The sequence below is a fragment of the Nonomuraea sp. NPDC050691 genome, assembly GCF_040654455.1.
In the GTDB taxonomy this organism is placed as follows: Bacteria; Actinomycetota; Actinomycetes; order Streptosporangiales; family Streptosporangiaceae; genus Nonomuraea.
Map to the genome: position 1 here is coordinate 18,028 of NZ_JBFAIA010000030.1, position 19,655 is coordinate 37,682.

Sequence of the window (19,655 nt, forward strand, 5' to 3'; positions counted from 1 at the left end):
GACGGGCTTTCGTTACCAAAGTCAGAAAAGGGCGCTTCCTGGGCGCATGTTGCTTGAGAGCCGTCAGCCGCATAACCGGACAGAGGTAGGTAGCACTGTCATGCCGCTCGCCGCGGACCCCACCGTGACCAAGCCTCAAGTCCTTCCCTTCTACCGGGCCGTGCCGCGGCTCATGAGGGACCCCGTCACCGAGCTGGCCCGCATGGGCACGGACGCCGGTGGCCGGATCGTCCGGCTCGACATCGGCCCGTTCCGGCCGTACCTGGTCTCCCATCCCGACCACGTCCAGCAGGTGCTGGAGACGGAGTGGTCGAACTTCGCCCGCGAGGGCACGTTCTGGCGGCCGCCGCGCCGGGCCGCCGGGCGCGGCGTCCTCGGCGACGGCGAGGACTGGGCGTCCAGCCGGAGGATTCTCCAGCCGCTGTTCACCGCCCGGCGCATCGCCTCGCTCGGCGAGGACATGGCCGACGTGATCGCGGAGCAGCTCGCCGAGCTGGAGCACGACGCGCGCACCGGCCGGCTCGTCGACGCCGCCCACCTGATGAGCACACTCACCGACCGGACCGTCATGAAGGTGCTGTTCGGCGGGCGCATCTCACGGGAGGCGGGCGAGCGGCTGCGGCCGGAGTTCGCCACCTGCGCGACGTCCATCGGGTTCCGCCTGCTGTTCCCGTTCGTGCCGTACTCCATGCGCGCGCCCGGCGACCGCGCCTTCCTGGCCGCCGCGCAGAGGATCGACGACATCGTGCACCCGCTGATCGAGGAGGTCCGCGCGCAGGACCTCCGGGACGGCGACGACGGCGAGCGGCCGGACGAGGTCGTCTCCGCGCTGATCCGGGCGCGGATCCGCGAGGACGGCGCGGCCGGCCCGCGGCAGGTGCGCGACGACCTGGTCAGCATCTACGGCGCCGCCTCGGAGACCACGGCCATGGCGCTGACCTGGCTGTGGACGCTGCTGCACGACCATCCCGAGGTGAGCGCGCGGCTGCGCGACGAGATCGAGTGGGTCGTGGGCGACGGCCCGGTGCGGCCGTCCCACGTCCAGGACCTGCCGTACCTGCGGATGGTGCTCCAGGAGCTGCTGCGGGTCCACCCGCCGGGCTGGATCATCCCGCGGCAGGTCATGGCCGACACGGAGATCGGCGGCGTCCCGGTCAAGGCGGGCTCGCAGGTGCTGGTCAGCCCGTACACGACCCACCGGCTGGAGGAATTCTGGGAACGGCCGCTGGAGTTCGACCCGGAGCGCTGGGCGCCCGAGCGTGACGAGCGGCGGCACCCCTACGCCTACGTCCCGTTCGGCGCGGGGCCGCACGAGTGCCTGGGGCAGCAGCTCTTCCACCTTCAGGCGGCGCTCGTGGTGGCCGGGCTGCTCGGCAGGTACCAGCCGGTGCTGACGAACCCGCAGCGCTTCACGCTCGTGCCCGGCGCGTCCGTACGCCCCAAGGAGACGCTGCTGCTGCGGCTGCTGCCGTCCGGGCGGGAGGAGGAGTTCCAGCCCGACGCCTGGCGGACCCCCGTGGCGGCGCCCGCCATCGGCGTGGGTGCCGCGCACGACTGGATGTGGCCGATGGGAGCGGGTGGCGGCGCTTAGCCGGCCGAGCTGGTCGGCGCCTTTGCGCAGCTTGTGGGCCGGCTCGTCGCGAATGCCGAAGTACGCCGGCGCGTCCGCGCCGGTCACCTGCCGGTCACGCACCGACAGCCTAGCCTTACGTAATGACAATTGACAAAAAGTTCCGACAAGAACGGATATGTTGGCTCAAATCCCCCGAGTAACTTGAGCCATGATCAGGCCCTTGCTAAGGTCCCGACATTGTCAGCGCTGGTATGCCACGGCACGTCCTGGTCGTCAGCCATTCGAATGACTTCGCAGGGTAGGTACTATGCGCCCCCGCAATTCACGTCTGCGGACCAAGGTCACGGCGTTGCTCCTTTCCCTGACGGCGCTCTGGGTCTTCTCCGCCTGGGTCACGCTGCGTGACGGCGTCAACCTGCTCTGGGTGTCCCAGATCGACACCAGCGTGATCGACCCGAGCGAGCCGCTGCTGGTGGAGCTGCAGCGTGAGCGCCGGATGACGATGATCCGTCTCGGCAACCCCTCCTCGCGCACCCGTCAGGAGCTCAAGACGCAGCGCGAGGCGGCCGACCGCGCGCGGGCCACCTTCACGACCGCCGCGAAGGCGTGGATCGTCAACTGGGCCCTGGACGACGACGGCGTCGACCGTCTCGCTAAAACGTTCAAGCGGCTGGAGGGCCTCGACACCATCCGGCAGACCGTGGACGCCGGCCAGCTCACCCGCGCCCAGGCCGCCACCACGTACGACGAGCTCATCGACTCCTTCTACGGCATGTTCAGCCTCATCGGCGCGGTCGACGACCAGGGCATCGCCAAGGACGTCCGCACGCTGGCGATGCTCAGCAAGGCGCGCGAGCTGCTCTCCCGCGAGGACGCGATGCTGGCCGGCGCGATCGCCCAGGGCCGCCTGAGCGTCGAGGAGAAGACGAAGTTCATCGAGACGGTGGGCGCCTGGCACGTCATGACCGAGCAGGCCGCCATCGACCTGCCCGACTCCGAGCGTCCCGGCTACGACGCGCTCATGCTGAGCAACGGGATCGTCCGCCTGCACAACCTGGAGACCCTGGTCGCCGAGTACGGCGGGGGCCGCGACGGCATCCCGTTCGGCGCCGACCAGTGGGCCTCGGCCACGGACCGCGCGCTCGCGGAGTTCAACACGTTCGTCATCGGCGCGGGCGACCGCGTGGTCGAGCGGGCCACGCCCGTCAGCATCGGCGTCATCATCCGCCTGATCCTGGCCGGCGGCCTCGGCCTCATCGCGGTCATCGCCTCGATCGCCCTGTCGATCTCCACGACCCGCCAGCTTCTCGCCCAGCTGCAGAAGCTGCGCGACGCGGCGCACGAGCTGGCCGACGAGCGGCTGCCCGGCGTCGTGGACCGCATCGGCCGCGGCGAGAGCGTCAACGTGGACGTCGAGGTGCCGGCCCTGAAGTTCGGCGACGACGAGGTCGGCCAGGTGGGCCAGGCGTTCAACTCGGTGCAGCAGACCGCGCTGAAGGTCGCCGCCGAGCAGGCCGAGCTGCGCCGCAGCATCCGCGACATCCTGCTCAGCCTGGCCCGCCGCACGCAGGGCCTGGTCCACCGGCAGCTCACCGTCCTCGACGTGATGGAGCGCCGCGAGACCGACCCCGAGGAGCTGAAGGAGCTCTTCCGCCTGGACCACCTGGCGATCCGCATGCGGCGCAACGCCGAGAACCTCATCGTCCTTTCCGGCTCCTCCCCCGCCCGCACGTGGCGGCGGTCCGTGCCGATGGTGGACGTGGTCCGCGGCGCCCTGGCGGAGGTCGAGGACTACACCCGCGTCACCACCACCCCGATGGGCGACGTGGTGCTCGTCGGCCGGGCCGTCGGCGACGTCATCCACCTGCTCGCCGAGCTGATCGAGAACGCCGTGTCGTTCTCGCCGCCGTACACGACGGTCCAGGTCAGCGGCCAGCTCGTGGCCAACGGGTACGTGATCGAGGTCGAGGACCGGGGCCTGGGCATGAAGCCCGAGGACCTGGCGGCGGCCAACGAGCGCATCGCCGACCCGCCCGAGTTCCGCATCACCGGCACCGCCCGGCTCGGCCTCTACGTGGTCAGCCGCCTGGCCGAGCGCCACGGCATCCAGGTGGTGCTCAAGGCCTCCCCGTACGGCGGCACGACGGTCGTGGTGCTGCTGCCGCAGGAGCTCGTCCAGGCGGACGACACCCCCAAGCCGCCCGAGGACCTGCCGGCCACGCTGCCGCGCAGGCAGAGCGGCCTGGCCACCGCGCCGCGGCCGGTGCACGCGGAGAACGTCCGCACGCTCAAGGTGGCCTCGACCCGCAGGGCGCTGGCGCTGGAGCCGGACGAGCTGACCGACCTCCCCGAACCGAGGGAGCCGGCCGACCTCGGCCGTCCACGCAGGGTCCCGAACCATCGGAGGCCGGAGATGGAGCAGCCACCACGAGAGCCGGACAGGGCGCCCGAGCCTCCGGCGGGGGAAGGACGGCACGCGGCGGCGCCGGCGTTCACGCCCGGCGGCCTGCCCCTGCGGGTGCCCCAGGCGAACCTGGCGCCCGCGCTGAAGGAGGAACCGCCGCCCATGCGGGCGGCGGAGGAGCACGACGATGACGAACGCTCCCCGGAGGAGATCCGGGCGATGATGGGATCCCTGCAGTCGGGCACCCGCCTGGGCAGGTCCGACGCGGCCCGGCTCATGGGCGAGCAGCGACCGGGAGGCGACGCGTGACACCGAGTTCCGGAACGGACCTCAACTGGCTTCTCGACGACCTGATCGGGCGCCTCCCCGAGGCCGAGCACGCCATCGTGCTCTCCTCCGACGGGCTGCTCATGGCCTCCTCCGCGGCGCTCCAGCGGACCGACGGCGAGCACCTGTCCGCGGTGGCGTCCGGGCTGCAGAGCCTGGCCAAGGGCGTCTCCGAGCGCGTGGAGGGCGGCGCGATCAAGCAGACGGTCGTGGAGTGGAAGTCGCAGTTCCTCATCGTGACCAACGCGGGCGAGCGGGCCTGCCTGGCGGTCCTGTGCACGCGGCACGCCGACATCGGCCTCGTCGCGTACGAGATGGCGATGCTGGTGGCGCGCGTCGGCCAGTACCTGACCTCGGCGGCCCGCACCGGCGAGGCCGTCGCCGGGAGCGAGCGGTGACGCCCCCGGAGGAACCGGCGGACGAGCACTGGGTCGATCCGGAGATCATCCGGCCCTACGTCGTGACGCGCGGCCGCACCCGGCCCGCCCACGGCAAATTCGACCTGATCTCGATGGCGCTCGCGGTGGGCCCCCTGCCGGGTCCGGAGGCGGGACTCGACCCCGAGCACCTGCGGATCCTGCGGCTCTGCCGCGAACCCAAGTCGGTGGCGGAGATCGCCGCACACCTGAACCTGCCCGCGGGCACGATCCGCGTGCTGCTCGGCGACCTCTTCGACAGGGAGCTCGTCTCGGCCCAGGAACCGCAATCCGAGGTGGACATGCGTGACGTGAGGATGTACAGGGCGGTGCTCGATGGTCTTCGGTCGCTCTGAGCGCCCGCGCCTTCCCACGGCGATCAAGATTCTGATCGCCGGAGGCTTCGGCGCCGGCAAGACGACAATGGTCGGCGCGGTCTCCGAGACCCGGCCGCTGCGGACCGAGGAGGTCCTGACCGACCGCGGCATCGGCGTCGACGACACCTCCTCGGTGGAGGCCAAGCGGACCACGACCGTGGCCATGGACTTCGGCCGCATCACGCTGTCCAACGACTACGTCCTGTACCTGTTCGGCACGCCCGGCCAGGAGCGGTTCTGGTTCGTCTGGGACGAGCTGGCCGAGGGGTCGCTGGGCGCGGTGATCCTGGCCGACACCCGGCGCCTGGCCGACTGCTTCCCCTCGGTGGACTACTTCGAGCGGCGCGGCACGCCGTTCGTGGTGGCGGTCAACTGCTTCGAGGGGGCGCAGACGTTCGAGCTGGACGAGGTGCGGATGGCGTTGCAGCTCGACCCGTCCGTCCCGATCGTGCTGTGCGACGCGCGCAAGCGCGACTCCAGCCGGGAGGTGCTCATCACGCTGGTCAAGCACTCGGCCCAGTTGCGCGCCGAACCCGTCGGCACCTGACGGCTCCGGTACACGGCGGAGGGCCCGGCCGAGCGGCCGGGCCCTCCGTCCTTTCCGTGCGCGGGGTCAGTGCTTGGTGGCCTTCTCCGCGCCGACGCCGGTGAGCGAGCGGACCTCGATCTCGGCGTACTTGGACTCGTTGTGCTCCTTGCTCAGCACGGTGCCGAGCCACCCGCACAGGAAGCCGAGCGGGATCGAGATGATGCCCGGGTTGCTGAGCGGGAACCACGCGAAGTCGGCGTCCTTGAACAGTGCGGTCGGCGACCCGGACACCACCGGCGAGAAGATCACCAGGATGAGCGCGGACACCAGGCCGCCGTAGATGGCGCTGACGGCGCCGGCCGTGTTGAACCTCTTCCAGAACAGGCTGTAGAGGATGGCCGGCAGGTTGCCGGAGGCGGCGACGGCGAAGGCCAGGGCCACCAGGAAGGCGACGTTCTGCCCCTGCGCCAGGATGCCGAGGCCGATCGAGACGGCGCCGATGACGAACGCGGAGATCCGGGCCACCAGCACCTCCTCCCGCTCGGAGACGTTGCCGCGCTTGAAGACGTGCGCGTACAGGTCGTGGGCGAAGCTGGAGGACGAGGCGAGCGTGAGGCCCGCGACGACGGCCAGGATCGTGGCGAAGGCGACGGCGCCGATGAGCGCCAGCAGGATGGTGCCGCCCACGTCGCCGAAGAACGTCTTGCCGATGGCCTCCGCGAGCAGCGGCGCGGCCGTGTTGCCCGCCTTGTCGGCGGCGGCGATGGCCTTGCTGCCGACCAGGGCGGCGGCGCCGAAGCCGAGGACGAGCGTCAGCAGGTAGAACACGCCGATGATGCCGATGCCCCACAGCACCGACTTGCGGGCGTCCTTGGCGGTCGGCACGGTGTAGAAGCGGATGAGGATGTGCGGCAGGCCGGCCGTGCCGAGCACGAGGGCGAGGCCGAGGCTGATCAGGTCGATCTTGCCGGCCAGGCCCTGGGCCTCGGTGCCGTACTTGCCGCCCGCGTTGAGGAACGCGTCGCCCTTGCCGCTCTGCGCGGCGGCCTCGCCCAGCAGCGACGACAGGTTGAAGCCGAAATGGCCGAGGACGAGGACGGTGATCAGCGCGGCGCCGCCCATGAGCAGCACGGCCTTGACGATCTGCACCCACGTGGTCCCCTTCATGCCGCCGAACACCACGTACACGATCATGAGGGCGCCGACGCCGACGATCGTGAGCGCCTTGCCGGAGGCGGAGGTGACGCCGAGCAGCAGGCCGACCAGGGCGCCCGCGCCGACCATCTGGGCGAGCAGATAGAAGATGCTCACCGTGATCGTGGAGACGCCCGCGGCGGTGCGGACCGGGCGCGGGCTCATGCGGAAGGCCAGCACGTCCGCCATGGTGAACTTGCCGGAGTTGCGCATCAGCTCGGCGACCAGCAGCAGCGCCACCAGCCAGGCCACGAGGAAGCCGATGGAGTAGAGGAACCCGTCGTACCCGGACAGGGCGATGATGCCGGCGATGCCGAGGAAGGAGGCGGCCGACATGTAGTCGCCGCCGATCGCCAGGCCGTTCTGGGCGCCGCTGAACGACCGGCCGCCCGCGTAGTAGTCGGCGGCCGTCTTGGTCTGGCGGCTGGCCCAGAACGTGATGCCCAGCGTCAGCGCGACGAAGGCGAGGAAAAGTGTCGTGGCGAGCGCTTCGGAACTCATCGGGTCTTCTCCTCGACCTCGTGGCGGAGCTTGTCGGCGATCGGGTCGAGTTTCTTCTCGGCGTGCCGCGCGTACGCCCAAGCGATCGAGAACGTCGACACGAACTGGAGCAGGCCGAAGACAAGGGCGACGTTGACGTTGCCGAACAACTTGATGCCCATGAAGTCGCGGGCGAAGCCGGACAGCACGACGTACAGCAGGTACCAGGTGAGGAAGGCGACCGTCATCGGGAACGTCCAGCGGCGGAAGCGCCGCTTCAGGTCCTGGAACTCACTGCTCGCCTGAACCTGCTCATAGACGGACGCGTCATGTTCTTGAGTAGTCATGGAGACCTCCACTGTGATGCGGGTCACGCACACCGTAGGAGCGCAACCTACCCGCAGAGGAGGCCCTCTACCTGGTGGTTCGGCGAGCCGACCCGGCATGGCGGCCAAGTGTGCGGCGGTTGCGGCGAAAGGTCCCATTCACGCGACGAACGGTCGGCCCGTCTCAGCCTCGACTCTCACCCCTTGACCGCGCCCGCGGTGAGCCCCTCCACGATGTAGCGCCGGATCGCGGCGAACAGCACCAGCGTCGGGATCACCGACACCACGGTGGCCGCGGCCATCGACCCCCAGTCGATGTCGTACTGGGTGATGAAGGAGTTCATCGCCACCGGGATCGTCTTGGCGTCCTCGCTGTCGATGAACGTGATGGCCAGGAACAGCTCGTTCCAGCACTGCACGAACGCGAAGATGAACGTCGCCGCGATGCCCGGCAGCATCACCGGGATCACCACGCGCACCATCGCCACCAGCCTGGAGGCGCCGTCCACCTGCGCCGCCTCCTCCAGCGCCACGGGGATCCGCTCGTAGAAGCCGCGCATGATGATCGTGGAGAACGGCACCAGCATGGCGACGTACACGACCATGAGGCCCGCCAGGTGGTTGAGCAGGCCGAGGTCGGACATCAGCAGGTAGAGCGGCCCGAGCGCGATGAACAGCGGGATCATCTGCGTGACGAGGAACGCCAGCATCAGCGCGCCCCGGCCGGGGAAGGAGAAGCGCGCCAGCGTGTAGCCGCCGAGCACGCCGATCACGGTGACGGCCGCCGCCGCGACCAGCGAGACGAGCAGGCTGTTGAGCAGGTACGTGCCGAAGTCGGCGAAGGAGAACAGGTCCGCGTAGTGCTCGAAGGTCACCTCGCCCGGCCAGTACCGCAGCGGCATGGAGAAGATCTCCGCCTTGGGCTTGAGCGAGGTGACGGTGATCCAGTACAGCGGGAACAGCGTGATCAGCAGCCAGACGGCCAGCACGGTCCCCTTGGCCAGGCGTCTCATCGGGCCCTCTCGAATCGGGTGGCGTTCAGGTAGAAGACGCTGAAGGCGAGCAGCAGGCCGAGGACGAGCATCCCGACCGCCCCGGCGCGGCCGTAGTCGCCGCCGATGACCTGCTGGATGAGGAACGTCGTGACGATGTCGGTGCTGCCCGCCGGGCCACCGCCGGTCATGGCGTAGATGAGGTCGGGGAAGTTGAGGATCCAGATGATCCGCAGCAGCACGATCAGCGCCAGCGTCGGGCGGATGTGCGGCAGCGTCACGTGCCAGAACTGCCGCAGCCGGGAGGCGCCGTCCACCGACGCCGCCTCGTACAGCTCGGCCGGCACCGACTGGAGCGCCGCCATGATCATGATGGCGAAGAACGTCACGCCGTACCAGACGTTGGCCACGATCACCGACGTCATCGCCCAGCCCGGCGAGGCCAGGAACCCGATCCGCTCGTCGATGAGCCCGGTCCTCAGCAGCAGGTCGTTGACCACGCCGAACTGCCCGTTGAACATCCACCGCCACAGCAGCCCGATGAGGAAGCCCGACATGGCCCACGGGAAGAAGACCCACGCCTGGTAGAGCCCGCGGCCCCGGAAGTGCCGGCGCAGCAGCAGCGCCAGCCCGAACCCGAGGAAGAACTGGAAGAACAGCGACACCGCCACCCAGGTGCCGGTGTTGCGCAGCGCCGTCCAGAACCGGTCCTCCGCCAGCACCGCCCGGAAGTTGTCCAGCCCGACGAACGGCGTCGAGGTGATGTCGAAGAGGTTGTAGCGCTGGAAGGCGATGACCGCGCCGCGGATCATCGGGTAGTACGTGAACAGCAGCACGAACACCGCGCCCGGCAGCAGGCACAGCGCGACGAACCTGGCCTTGCGCCCGGTGAAGGCGGGACGGGCGGCCTGGCTCACGAGACCTTCTTCGCCTGGTCCGCCCAGAACGCGTCCCACGCCTTCAGCACCTCGGCGGCGGTCTTCTTGCCGGTGATGAGCGCCTGGACGTCACGGTCGGAGTCGGTGATGAACTGGCTCCAGCCCGGGTAGTCGACCGGCCGCACGGTGATGACCTGCTTCGGGTCCTGCTGCGCCTCCAGGTACGCCTTCCACGCGCCCTGCGAGAACTGCGGGTCGCTCTGCGCCTGCCGGGAGATCGGGATGAGGGAGTTGCCCTTGGCGAAGGCGATGCTCTGCTTGGCCTCCGACAGGTACTGCACGAGCTTGACGGCCTCCTTCTGGTGCGGGCTGAAGGAGGTGACGCCCCAGCCGGCGTAGCCGACCGGCTGGAAGGCGTAGCCCGTCGGGCCCTTCGGGATGGGGGCCGTGGACCACGTCTTGACCGCGCTCTCCTCGACCGTCTTGATGACCTCCGGGTCCTGGATGAGCATGCCGGTGACGCCGGAGGTGAAGCCCTGGACCATCTCGGGGTAGCCCCAGGAGACCGAGTCGGGCGGCGACGCCTCCTTGAAGATCTTCACGTACAGGTCGAGGGCCTGCGCGGCCTCGGGGGTCGAGAAGATCGTCCGCTTGTCCTTGAGGAAGAACGACTTCTGCGGGTCGAGGGCCTCGCCGTTGTACGCGCTGATCATCTGGACCGCATAGTCGGCGCCGCCCTTGCCGCCCCGGAAGGAGTAGCCGAACCGGTCGCCGGAGGTCATCTTCTTGCCGGCCTCGTACAGCTCCTGCCAGGTCTTCGGCGGCTGGGTGAGGCCCCAGTCGGTGCGGTAGAACAGCGTGCGCTGGTAGAACCCGTACGGGTAGAGGTAGGCCTTGCCGCCGACCTCCACGGCCTTCTTCTGGGCCAGCTCGGTCAGGTCGGACCAGCCGGCCCACTGCGTGGTGGGCAACTCGGCCAGCCAGCCGTTGTTGGAGAAGGACTTGGCCGTGTGGTCGCGGACCTCCAGCACGTCCAGGTCCTTCTTCGTCTGCAGGATCTGGGTGATCTTCTGGTCGGCGCTGTCCAGCGGGGGTGAGACGAGCTCCACCTCCACGCCCGGGTTCGCCTTCTCGAAGCCCTCGATCAAGGTTTTGATCAGCTTGGTCCGCTCGGGGCTGGTCAGGCTCTCGATCATGCGCAGCCGTACCTCCCCGGAGGAGGAGCCGGAGCCGCAGCCCGCGAGGAGGAGGGCCGCGGCCAGGGCTGCGGACGAGGCGGACAGGAGGGGGGTTTTCATCGGTCCTCCGCACAGGGTGAGACAGCGCTGTCAGCGTGTTGGTCACGCTAGGCGACCGACCCCCTCCAGCGCCAGTCCCAGGTCCTTGATCAATGTGTCGGCCGGCTCCAGGCCCACCGACAGCCGGACGAGCCCTACCGGGATGCCCATGGTGGCCCGCACGCTCTCCTCGGTGGACAGCGCGGGCGCGTTGACCAGGCTCTCGAAGCCGCCCCACGACACCCCGACGCGGAAGTGCCGCAGCAGGTCGATGAAGGCCCCGACCTCCTCGCGCGACTCGGTGTCGAGCTCCAGGCTGAACAGGCTGGAGAAGCCGGACATCTGCCGGGCGGCCAGCGCGTGGCCCGGATGCGAGGGCAGCCCGGGGTGGTTGACGCGCCGCACGGCCGGATGGTCGTCCAGGAAGCGCGCCACGGCCAGCCCGCGCTCCTGGTGGGCGGCCATCCGCACGGGAAGCGTGCGCAGCCCCTTGATCACCTTGGCGGCGTCGTGCGGCGACATGGCGGCGCCGTAGAGCTGGTACTCGGTCAGCGCGAGCGGCCTGATGAGTCGCGACGGCCCGGCCACCACGCCGCCGACGAGGTCGCTGTGGCCGCCCGCGTACTTCGACAGCGAGTGGATCACCAGGTCGACGCCCATGGTGAGCGGCTTCTGGAAGATCGGGGTGGACCAGGTGTTGTCCATCGCCGTCACCAGGCCGCGCTCCGCCGCCCAGGCCGTCACGGCGGGGATGTCGAAGACCTCGTAGCGCATGTAGGAGGGCGACTCGAAGTACAGTAGACGCGTGCTCTCTCTGATAGCGCTGTCACAGCTGGCGAGATCGTCGACGTGCGTATGCGTGACGCCGAACTTCTCCAGGTAACGCAGGAACTGGGTGGTCGGTCCGTAGACCGCGCCCAGCACCAGCACGTGGTTGCCCGCCGACACCAGCGACGAGATCGTCGCCGAGATGGCGCCCATTCCCGAGGCGAAGCACTTGGCCCGCTCGGCCCGCTCCAGCGCCGCCAGTTTGCGCTGCGCGAGGTCCACGGTCGGGTTGGTGCCGCGCCAGTAGACGTACCGCTCGTCCTCGTTCCTGATGGCCTCGCCCAGCTCAGCGGCGCTGGCGAAGGTGAACAGCGAGTTCTCGAACACCGGCGGGTTGACCGCGCCCAGCATCCACGGTTCGTCCTCGCCCAGCCTGCCACAGATCCATTCATCGTCCATGGGGGCACAGTATGACAGCGCGCAAGCCGACCATGGAGGACGTGGCCCGCCAGGCGGGCGTCAGCCTCAAGACCGTGTCGCGGGTGGTCAACCAGGAGCCGCACGTCAGCCCGGTCCTGCAGCGCCGGGTGCAGGAGGCCATCAGCGCGCTCGGCTTCCGCCGCAACGAGGCCGCCGCCCGCCTGGCCCGCGGCGCCACCATGCTGACCATCGGCCTGATCATGGAGAACATCTCCAACGAGTTCTACTCCCGGCTCGCCAAGTCGGTCGAGGCGTCCGCGGCCGACCACGAGGCGCTCGTGGTCTTCGGCTCGTACGAGGAGCGGCCCGAGCGGGAGCGGATGCTGGTGGAGTCCATGTACGCCCGGGGGGTGGACTCGCTGATCATCGTGCCCTCGGCCGCCGACCACGGCTGGCTGGCCGAGCACGGCGGCCTGACCACGGTGTTCGTGGACCGGGTGCCGCGCGGCATGGAGCAGGCCGACGTGGTACTACTGGACGACGTGCGCGGCGGGCGGATGGCGACGGAGCACCTGCTGGCGCGCGGCCACCGGCGCATCGCGCTGATCTCCGACGACGAGGCGTTCAGCTCGGTCCACGACCGCGCCCGCGGCTACCGCGCCGCGCTGCGGGAGGCCGGGGCCGAGGTGGACGAGTCGCTGGTGGTGCGGGGCGTCTTCGACCCGTGGCGGGCCGGGCACGAGGTGGCGCGGCTGCTGGCGCTGGACGACCCGCCCACGGCGTTCTTCGCCACCAACAACCGGGCCGCCATCGGCATCATCCAGGCGCTGCGCGAGCGGCCGGAGCGCCCGGCGTACGTGGGGTTCGACGACTTCGCGCTGGCGGACGTGTTCAACCCGGGGGTGACGGTGGTGCGCTACGACGTGACCCGGCTGGGGCGCAGCGCGGTGGACCTGCTGCTGAGCCCCTCCGGCACGGCGCGCCGGGTCAAGGTCCCGGTCGAACTGGTCGCCCGCGGCTCCGGAGAGCGGCCCCCGCCCGCCCGCTAGCGGGGGCCCGCTCCTGCTGCGCCTGCCGCGCCTCACGCGCCGGTCATCGCGGCGTGGAGGCGCAGGTACGGCTCGGCGTCCTTCTGCCGGTGCTGCCGCTGCAGCGTACGGCCGAGCAGCAGGCACGCGTACTCCTCGGCCGGGTCGCGCTCCAGGATCAGCCGGAGCTGGGCCTCGGCCCGGCCGAGCTGGGCCGAGTGGTAGTAGGCGCGGGCCAGCAGCAACCGGGCGCCCAGGTTGCCCGGCGCCGCCGCCACCACCTCGGCCAGGATGCGGGCGGACCCGATGTAGTCCTTCGCGTCGAAGAACAGGCGGCCGCGCTCGTACTCCTCGGCCAGCTTCTCGATCTTGTCGATCGGCATGTCACTCCTCTCCCCCGCGGCCCGGGACGGGGCCGTCGGCGTGCGGAACGCGGTCGGCGGGGACGACGCCCAGGCGGCCGGCCTGGTAGTCCTCCATCGCCTGGATGATCTCGGCGCGGCTGTTCATCACGAACGGGCCGTAGTGGACGACCGGTTCGCGGATGGGCTGCCCGCCGAGCAGCAGCACCTCCAGGTTCGGCTCGGCCTGGGGCTGGGCCTGGCCCGCCTCGACGGTCAGCGCCCCGCCCGGGCCGAAGACGGCGAGCTGCCCCTTCTGGACCGGCCGGCGTTCCTGCCCGGCGAAGCCCTGCCCCGCCAGCACGTACGCGAGGGCGTTGAACCCGGGGTTCCACGGCAGCTCCAGCCGCGCGCCGGGGCTCACGGTGGCGTGGACCATCGTGATCGGGGTGAACGTGACGCCCGGACCGGCGTGCCCGTCCAGCTCGCCGGCGATCACGCGAAGCAGCGCGCCGCCGTCGGACGAGGCGAGCAGCGCCGCCTGGCGTCCGCGGATGTCCTGGTAGCGGGGCAGGTGGAACTTGTGGGCGCGGGGCAGGTTGACCCAGAGCTGGACGCCGTGGAACAGCCCGCCCGAGACCACGAGGTGCTCCGGGGGCTTCTCGATGTGCAGCAGTCCCGATCCGGCGGTCATCCATTGGGTGTCGCCGTCGGTGATCGTGCCGCCGCCGCCGTTGGTGTCCTGGTGCTCGAAGACGCCGTCGATGATGTAGGTGACGGTCTCGAAGCCGCGGTGCGGGTGCCAGGCGGTGCCCCGGGGCTCTCCGGGGGCGTACTCGACCTCGCCCATCTGGTCCATGTGGATGAACGGGTCCAGCAGGGACTGGGGCACGCCGGCGAACGCCCGGCGCACCGGGAAGCCCTCGCCCTCGAACCCGCTGGGCGCGGTCGTGACGGACCTCACGGGCCGCCGTCCGACGACGGCCGGATCGGGTACGGCCACGCGGGGCAGTGTCAGGGTGTCGGCGGTGATGGCGGGCATGACCCACCTCCATTTGATTGAAACTTCAATCGGTTGCCCGCCACAACACCCGGCCCCCGCCGCGCATTCCCGATCGCGCGGTGCCGTCGGCGAAGCGGGTCAGGAGGAGCGTGGCCGCCAGTCGCCGCGGTCCAGGTTGAGGTCCTCGGGCGTGTGCAGGCGCACCATGGTCCGGGCCACCCCCGGCGGCACCCGGTGCGGCGTGAGGAACGACACGGCCACCATCACCACGAACGCGATCGGCACCGTCCACGCCGCCGGCTGGGCGAGCAGCGCGTTCGCGGGCCCCTCGTACGGACCGCCGACGATCGTGACGAGCACCGCCGCGCAGGCCAGCCCGCCGCCCACGAACAAGCCGGCGAGCGCGCCCGTGGTGCTGAGCCGCCGCCACCAGATGCCGAGGACCAGCAGCGGGCAGAACGACGACGCGGCCACCGCGAACGCCAGCCCCACCACGTCCGCCACCGGCAGCGCCCGTGCCTGGAGCGCCAGCCCGAGGGGCACGGCGACCGCCATGAGCGTCGCGATCCGGAACGAGCGCACCCCGCCCTTGAGCAGGTCCTGCGCGATGACCCCGGCCACCGACACGGTCAGCCCGGACGAGGTGGACAGGAACGCGGCGAACGCCCCGGCCGTGACGAGCGCGGTCAGCAGCTCGCCGAGCGTGCCGCCGACCATCCGGCCCGGCAGGGTGAGGACGACGGCGTCGGTGCGGACGAGGTCGGGCGCGTACAGCCGGCCGAGCCAGCCGTACAGGGCGGGCAGCAGGTAGAAGGCGCCGAGCAGCGACAGCACGACGAGCGTGGTGCGGCGGGCGGCCCGCCCGTCGGGGTTGGTGTAGAAGCGCACGAGCACGTGCGGCAGGCCCATGGTGCCGAGGAAGGTGGCCAGGATCAGCGAGTACGTCGAGTACAGCGCGTACTCCTTGCCGCCGGCCAGCGGCACCTGCCAGGTGGCGGCGTCCTGCGGGCTCAGCCCCGGCGCGCCGCCGGAACGCCAGGCCATGAGCAGGAACACCAGCGGCACGGCCAGCGCCGTCAGCTTCAGCCAGTACTGGAACGCCTGCACGAAGGTGATCGACCGCATGCCGCCGGACAGCACGTTGACCGCGACGACCACCGCCACGAGCATCCCGCCCGCCCACCGCGGCGCCCCGGTGATCTCCCTCAGCACCAGGCCCGCGCTCTGGAACTGCGGCATCAGGTACAGCCAGCCGATGAGCACGACGAGCACGCTCGCGGCGCGGCGCACCGCCATCGACTCCAGCCGCGCCTCGGCGAAGTCCGGCAGCGTGTACGCCCCGGATCGGCGCAGCGGGGCCGACACCAGCACGAGCAGCACGAGATAGCCGCCCGTCCAGCCCACCGGCAGCCACAGCATGTCGGCGCCGAACGACAGGATCAGCCCGGCCACGCCCAGGAAGGAGGCGGCCGACAGGTACTCTCCGCCGATGGCGGAGGCGTTCCAGAGCGGGCTGACCGTGCGGGAGGCGACGTAGAAGTCGGAGGTGGTGCGCGAGACGCGGATGCCGAACGCGCCGATGAGCACCGCCGCCACGACGACGACAAGGACGGCGGTGAGGCTCACGGGCGTTCGACCAGGTCGGCGAAGTGGCGCTCGTTGCGCTCGGCCTGGCGCACGTACAGCCAGGCGCCGATCACGAACGCCGGGTAGATGAGGCCGGCGAGCACCGCCCACGGCAGGGGGACGCCGAGCAGTTCGGCCTCGCGCAGCCGCGGGATCAGCAGGAACAGCAGCGGCAGGCCGCACACCACGCAGCCCAGCACCGTGCAGACGAACATCGCCAGCCGGAACTGGGTGCGCAGCAGGGAGCGCATGTAGACCTCGCCGAGGTGGGTCTGCTCGTCGATCTCCCGGGTGGCCGGGTAGCGGGGACGGCGCGCGGCGGCGGTCCGCGGGCTGGTCACGGCCACCCGCCGCGGATGCTCGCCCCGGCGGGCGGGGCGCGGCGCCTCGGGATCGCGGCTCATTCGGGGCGTCCTCTGCGGGCGCGGCGGACGAGCAGGTCGCGCAGCTCTCGCGTGTGGCGGCGGCTGACCGGGATCTCCGTCTCCCCCACCCGGACCGTGCAGCGGCCGGAGTCGATGTGCAGCTCCTCGATGTGCTTGACCGCCACCAGGTGGCTGCGGTGCACGCGGACGAACCCGGCCGAGGCCCAGCGCTCCTCCAGCGTGGCCAGCGGGATGCGCACCAGGTGGCTGCCGTTGGGCGTGTGCAGGCGGGCGTAGTCGCCGTGCGCCTCCACGTAGACGACGTCGGCGCTGGAGACGAACCGGGTCACACCGCCCAGCTCGACCGGGATGGTGTCGGACTCGCCGCCCTCGACCGGCACGTCCGCCGAGACCGCGACCCGCCGGATCGCCTCGGCCAGCCGCTCGGGGCGCACCGGCTTGAGCAGGTAGTCCTCCGCCTTGATCTCGAACGCCTCGATGGCGTGCTCCTCGTAAGCGGTGACGAACACCACGCGCGGCGGGTTCGCGAAGCGCGACAGCAACCGTCCCAGCACGACGCCGTCGAGCCCGCGCATCCGGATGTCGAGGAACACCGCGTCGATCGGCCGGCCCTCGGCGATGGCACGGTCCAGCAGCCGCAGGGCCGCGGCGCCGTCACGGGCGGTCGCCACCTCCCCGATGCGCGGGTCGGCGCGCAGCAGGTACGACAGGTCCTCCAGCGCGGGCAGCTCGTCGTCGACCGCGAGAACCCTGAGTTGCGCCATAGACATGGATGAAACCGACATCCAGCGGCGCGGTCAACGGGCCGAGACGCCCGGGTGATACTTCGGCAACCTCACGTTGACCTTCGTGCCCGCTCCCGCCCCGGTCTCCACGACGAGCCCGTACTCGTCCCCGTACACCTGACGCAGCCGCTCGTCCACGTTGGCCAGCCCCACACCGCCCGACGGGGCGATCTCACCGGCGAGGATGCGGCGCAGCCGGTCGGGTTCCATGCCGAGCCCGTCGTCCTCGACGCTGATGCGGCACTCCGCGCCGCCGTCCTCGGCCACGATGGTGATGCGGCCGACGCCGTTGCGGCTCTCCAGGCCGTGGCGGACGGCGTTCTCGACGAGCGGCTGCAGGCACAGGAACGGCACGGCCACGGGCAGCACCTCGGGGGCGATGCGCAGCGTCACCTGGAGCTGGTCGCCGAACCGGGCGCGTTCGAGGGTGAGGTAGCGGTCGATCGAGCGCAGCTCCTCGGCCAGCGTGGTGAACTCGCCGTGCCGCCGGAAGGAGTAACGGGTGAAGTCGGCGAACTCCAGCAGCAGCTCGCGCGCCCGCTCGGGGTCGGTGCGGACGAACGAGGCGATGGTGGTCAGCGAGTTGTAGATGAAGTGCGGCGAGATCTGCGCGCGCAGCGCCCGCACCTCGGCCTCCATGAGCAGCGTGCGCGAGCGGTCCAGCTCGGCCAGCTCGAGCTGCGAGTCGACCCAGCCGGCGACCTCCTGGGCGGCCTTGACCAGGCCCGCCGAGGCGTGCGGGCCGTAGGCGGCCAGCGTGCCGACGACCCGGTCGTCGGTGGTGAGCGGCACGACCACGGCGTGCCGGACGGGGCACTCCAGCAGGTCGCAGTCGACGGCCAGCACCTGGGTCCGGCCGTCCTTCAGCGTCGCCCGCGCCTGCTCGAACGCCTGCCCGGCGTGGTGCTCTCCCGCGCCGTCGTACACGAGCAGCCGCTCGCCGTCGGTGACGGCCAGCGCGGAGGAGCCGAGCAGCGCGCGCAGGTGCCGCGAGGCGCGCTCGGCGCCGTCGGCGGTCAGCCCGGCCCGCAGCGGGGGGCCGGCGAGGGAGGCGGTGTGCAGCGTCTCGAACGTGGCCCGCTCGGCCGGGCCGGTGCCCAGCTCCCGGCGGCCGCGCATGACCCGCCACAGGACGAGCGCGGGCACGCCCACGAGCCCGGCCACCACGGCGACGCCGACGAGGTACTCCACACCGCGCGAGCCTACTCGGCGGCTCCAGCCCTCCGACTCTCCGGTCTTCGGTCCTGCGGGCCCGGGGGCGGGCGACCGGAGGCGGCCTGGGGTTGTCCCTAGTCGCGGGCGAGGGCCTTGGCGATGGCGGCGGCGTACGAGCGGGCCTCGTCGTCGGAGTCGTACGTCGTGCGCGGCCAGAAGAAGCCGCGCAGGCCGTCCTTGCGGTTGCGCGGGACCACGTGGACGTGCAGGTGCGGCACGCTCTGGCTGACGTGGTTGTTCATCGCCACGAACGTGCCGGCGGCCTCCATGGCCTCCTCCACGGCGCGGGCCACGGCCTGGACCCGTTCGAAGAACGGTCCCACGTCGGCCGCGGGCAGGTCGGCGAGCGTCTCGACGTGCCGCCGGGGCACCACCAGCACGTGGCCCTTGAACACCGGCCGCACGTCGAGGAAGGAGAGGGCCACCTCGTCGGAGTGCACGACGAACGCGGGCCGCTCCCCGGCGAGAATCTCGCAGAACAGGTCGGTGCTCACCGGCCGACCCTACCCGCCCGCCCGGCCCTCCTGACGTGCGCGGTCGCGGAAGGCGGTCCAGCTCGTCATGTTCGGCGCCGTCCAGGTCTCGGGGGCGCGCAGGAACCGCTCCCCGGCGAAGCCGGCCAGCCACTCGGGCACCTCGGCCACCTTGCCGCCCCGGCAGTGGTAGACGAGCGCCCCCTCCCGCTGCCCCATCGCCATCCACGGCAGCCACGGCGACACCCGGCACCAGGAGAAGTGGCTCGGCACGTCGGGCGCGCCCGCGTCCAGGTCGGCGGCGCGGGAGAAGAACTGGAACAGCTCCATCGCCCGGTACGTGTCGCCCGCCGAGTGGCCGGGGAAGTCGGCGACCGGCAGCGGTGACGGGTAGGCCAGGCGCACGTCCACGTGGTGCACCACCTGGTCGCCGACCCGGGTGAACGGCACGGCCCGGTCGCCGAGGGGCTGGTTGACCGGGTCGTTGAAGACGTGCATCACCTCGACGGCCTCGCCGGTGAACGGGTTGTCCCAGGTGGTGAGGACCTCCCGGGTGGCCGGGTCGAGGTAGGCGGCGATCTCGCGGGTCAGCAGCCGCCAGCCGCTGTCGTCGCGCTCGGCGCGGGCCACGTTGAGTCCCTCGAAGCCGAACAGGTGGTGCGGGCCGTCGTCGTGCCGCCAGCCGTACACGTCGCCGGTCCACCACGAGATCGTCTCGGCGCCGTCCGCCGCGGCGCGCACCCGTACGAAGTCCCTGCCGTAGTCCATGCCCGCAGCCTGCCTGACCCGAATCGTTTTGATCAAGAACGGATCATGGACTGCTTCCCCGACCCGGGC

Annotated in this window: 20 protein-coding genes; 6 read left to right on the forward strand and 14 right to left on the reverse strand. The window is 71.1% G+C overall.

Going from position 1 to position 19,655, the window contains the following annotated elements; genetic code table 11:
- The first annotated feature begins 100 nt into the window (after window positions 1-100).
- The 5 genes from AB0H81_RS14975 to AB0H81_RS14995 all read left to right on the forward strand — a co-directional run bounded on the left by AB0H81_RS14975 (window position 101) and on the right by AB0H81_RS14995 (window position 5,644).
- Complete coding sequence (locus tag AB0H81_RS14975) at window positions 101-1,591, forward strand: cytochrome P450 (protein WP_358374267.1); 1,491 nt, start codon at window positions 101-103, stop codon at window positions 1,589-1,591.
- Window positions 1,592-1,922: 331 nt separating this feature from the next.
- Complete coding sequence (locus AB0H81_RS14980) at window positions 1,923-4,286, forward strand: nitrate- and nitrite sensing domain-containing protein (protein WP_358374270.1); 2,364 nt, start codon at window positions 1,923-1,925, stop codon at window positions 4,284-4,286.
- The gene (locus tag AB0H81_RS14985; protein WP_358374273.1) at window positions 4,283-4,702 is read left to right on the forward strand and encodes a roadblock/LC7 domain-containing protein; all 420 of its coding nucleotides are present in this window, start codon (window positions 4,283-4,285) and stop codon (window positions 4,700-4,702) included. Before AB0H81_RS14980 ends, AB0H81_RS14985 begins: the two co-directional genes overlap by 4 nt.
- Complete coding sequence (locus tag AB0H81_RS14990) at window positions 4,699-5,076, forward strand: DUF742 domain-containing protein (protein ID WP_358374275.1); 378 nt, start codon at window positions 4,699-4,701, stop codon at window positions 5,074-5,076. Before AB0H81_RS14985 ends, AB0H81_RS14990 begins: the two co-directional genes overlap by 4 nt.
- The gene (locus AB0H81_RS14995; protein ID WP_358374278.1) at window positions 5,057-5,644 is read left to right on the forward strand and encodes an ATP/GTP-binding protein; all 588 of its coding nucleotides are present in this window, start codon (window positions 5,057-5,059) and stop codon (window positions 5,642-5,644) included. The genes AB0H81_RS14990 and AB0H81_RS14995 overlap by 20 nt, the downstream gene beginning before the upstream one ends.
- A 66-nt stretch (window positions 5,645-5,710) precedes the next feature.
- Here the strand turns inward: AB0H81_RS14995 and AB0H81_RS15000 are convergent, their stop codons facing one another.
- The 6 genes from AB0H81_RS15000 to AB0H81_RS15025 form a co-directional block, all read right to left on the reverse strand.
- Entirely contained in the window at window positions 5,711-7,321 is a 1,611-nt protein-coding gene (locus AB0H81_RS15000; RefSeq protein WP_358374279.1) for a cation acetate symporter, read from the reverse strand.
- Window positions 7,318-7,647 carry a DUF485 domain-containing protein gene (locus AB0H81_RS15005; RefSeq protein ID WP_358374282.1) on the reverse strand — a complete coding sequence of 110 codons (330 nt, stop codon included), beginning with the start codon at window positions 7,645-7,647 and terminating at the stop codon, window positions 7,318-7,320. The genes AB0H81_RS15000 and AB0H81_RS15005 overlap by 4 nt, the downstream gene beginning before the upstream one ends.
- A 176-nt stretch (window positions 7,648-7,823) precedes the next feature.
- A complete protein-coding gene (locus AB0H81_RS15010; protein WP_358374284.1) occupies window positions 7,824-8,639 on the reverse strand; it encodes a carbohydrate ABC transporter permease in 816 nt (271 codons plus the stop codon).
- Window positions 8,636-9,535, reverse strand: a complete 900-nt coding sequence (locus AB0H81_RS15015; protein ID WP_358374287.1) for a sugar ABC transporter permease — start codon at window positions 9,533-9,535, stop codon at window positions 8,636-8,638. The genes AB0H81_RS15010 and AB0H81_RS15015 overlap by 4 nt, the downstream gene beginning before the upstream one ends.
- Window positions 9,532-10,794 carry a sugar ABC transporter substrate-binding protein gene (locus AB0H81_RS15020; RefSeq protein WP_358374290.1) on the reverse strand — a complete coding sequence of 421 codons (1,263 nt, stop codon included), beginning with the start codon at window positions 10,792-10,794 and terminating at the stop codon, window positions 9,532-9,534. Before AB0H81_RS15020 ends, AB0H81_RS15015 begins: the two co-directional genes overlap by 4 nt.
- A gap of 42 nt (window positions 10,795-10,836) precedes the next feature.
- Window positions 10,837-12,000 (reverse strand): PLP-dependent aspartate aminotransferase family protein, encoded by a 1,164-nt coding sequence (locus tag AB0H81_RS15025; protein ID WP_358374293.1) that lies wholly within the window; start codon window positions 11,998-12,000, stop codon window positions 10,837-10,839.
- 11 nt (window positions 12,001-12,011) lie between these two features.
- Here AB0H81_RS15025 and AB0H81_RS15030 point away from each other — a divergent pair, with 11 nt between their 5' ends.
- Window positions 12,012-13,010, forward strand: a complete 999-nt coding sequence (locus tag AB0H81_RS15030; protein WP_358374296.1) for a LacI family DNA-binding transcriptional regulator — start codon at window positions 12,012-12,014, stop codon at window positions 13,008-13,010.
- A 32-nt stretch (window positions 13,011-13,042) separates the two neighbouring features.
- Here the strand turns inward: AB0H81_RS15030 and AB0H81_RS15035 are convergent, their stop codons facing one another.
- From AB0H81_RS15035 to AB0H81_RS15070, 8 genes are all read right to left on the reverse strand, one after another.
- Window positions 13,043-13,372 carry a tetratricopeptide repeat protein gene (locus AB0H81_RS15035; protein ID WP_358374299.1) on the reverse strand — a complete coding sequence of 110 codons (330 nt, stop codon included), beginning with the start codon at window positions 13,370-13,372 and terminating at the stop codon, window positions 13,043-13,045.
- Between the two features lies 1 nt (window position 13,373).
- Window positions 13,374-14,372, reverse strand: coding sequence for a pirin-like C-terminal cupin domain-containing protein (locus tag AB0H81_RS15040; protein WP_358374302.1), 999 nt, complete (start codon window positions 14,370-14,372; stop codon window positions 13,374-13,376).
- Between the two features lie 99 nt (window positions 14,373-14,471).
- Window positions 14,472-15,959: a cation acetate symporter gene (locus tag AB0H81_RS15045; protein WP_358374304.1), complete on the reverse strand. Its 1,488-nt coding sequence runs from the start codon at window positions 15,957-15,959 to the stop codon at window positions 14,472-14,474.
- Entirely contained in the window at window positions 15,956-16,363 is a 408-nt protein-coding gene (locus AB0H81_RS15050) for a hypothetical protein (RefSeq protein ID WP_358374307.1), read from the reverse strand. Before AB0H81_RS15050 ends, AB0H81_RS15045 begins: the two co-directional genes overlap by 4 nt.
- Entirely contained in the window at window positions 16,360-17,109 is a 750-nt protein-coding gene (locus AB0H81_RS15055) for a LytTR family DNA-binding domain-containing protein (RefSeq protein ID WP_358374310.1), read from the reverse strand. The genes AB0H81_RS15050 and AB0H81_RS15055 overlap by 4 nt, the downstream gene beginning before the upstream one ends.
- A gap of 33 nt (window positions 17,110-17,142) precedes the next feature.
- Complete coding sequence (locus AB0H81_RS15060) at window positions 17,143-18,321, reverse strand: histidine kinase (protein WP_358374313.1); 1,179 nt, start codon at window positions 18,319-18,321, stop codon at window positions 17,143-17,145.
- A 98-nt stretch (window positions 18,322-18,419) separates the two neighbouring features.
- A complete protein-coding gene (locus tag AB0H81_RS15065) occupies window positions 18,420-18,839 on the reverse strand; it encodes an HIT family protein (RefSeq protein ID WP_358374316.1) in 420 nt (139 codons plus the stop codon).
- A 9-nt stretch (window positions 18,840-18,848) separates the two neighbouring features.
- The gene (locus tag AB0H81_RS15070) at window positions 18,849-19,622 is read right to left on the reverse strand and encodes a DUF1838 family protein (protein WP_358374319.1); all 774 of its coding nucleotides are present in this window, start codon (window positions 19,620-19,622) and stop codon (window positions 18,849-18,851) included.
- Window positions 19,623-19,655: the final 33 nt, after the last annotated feature.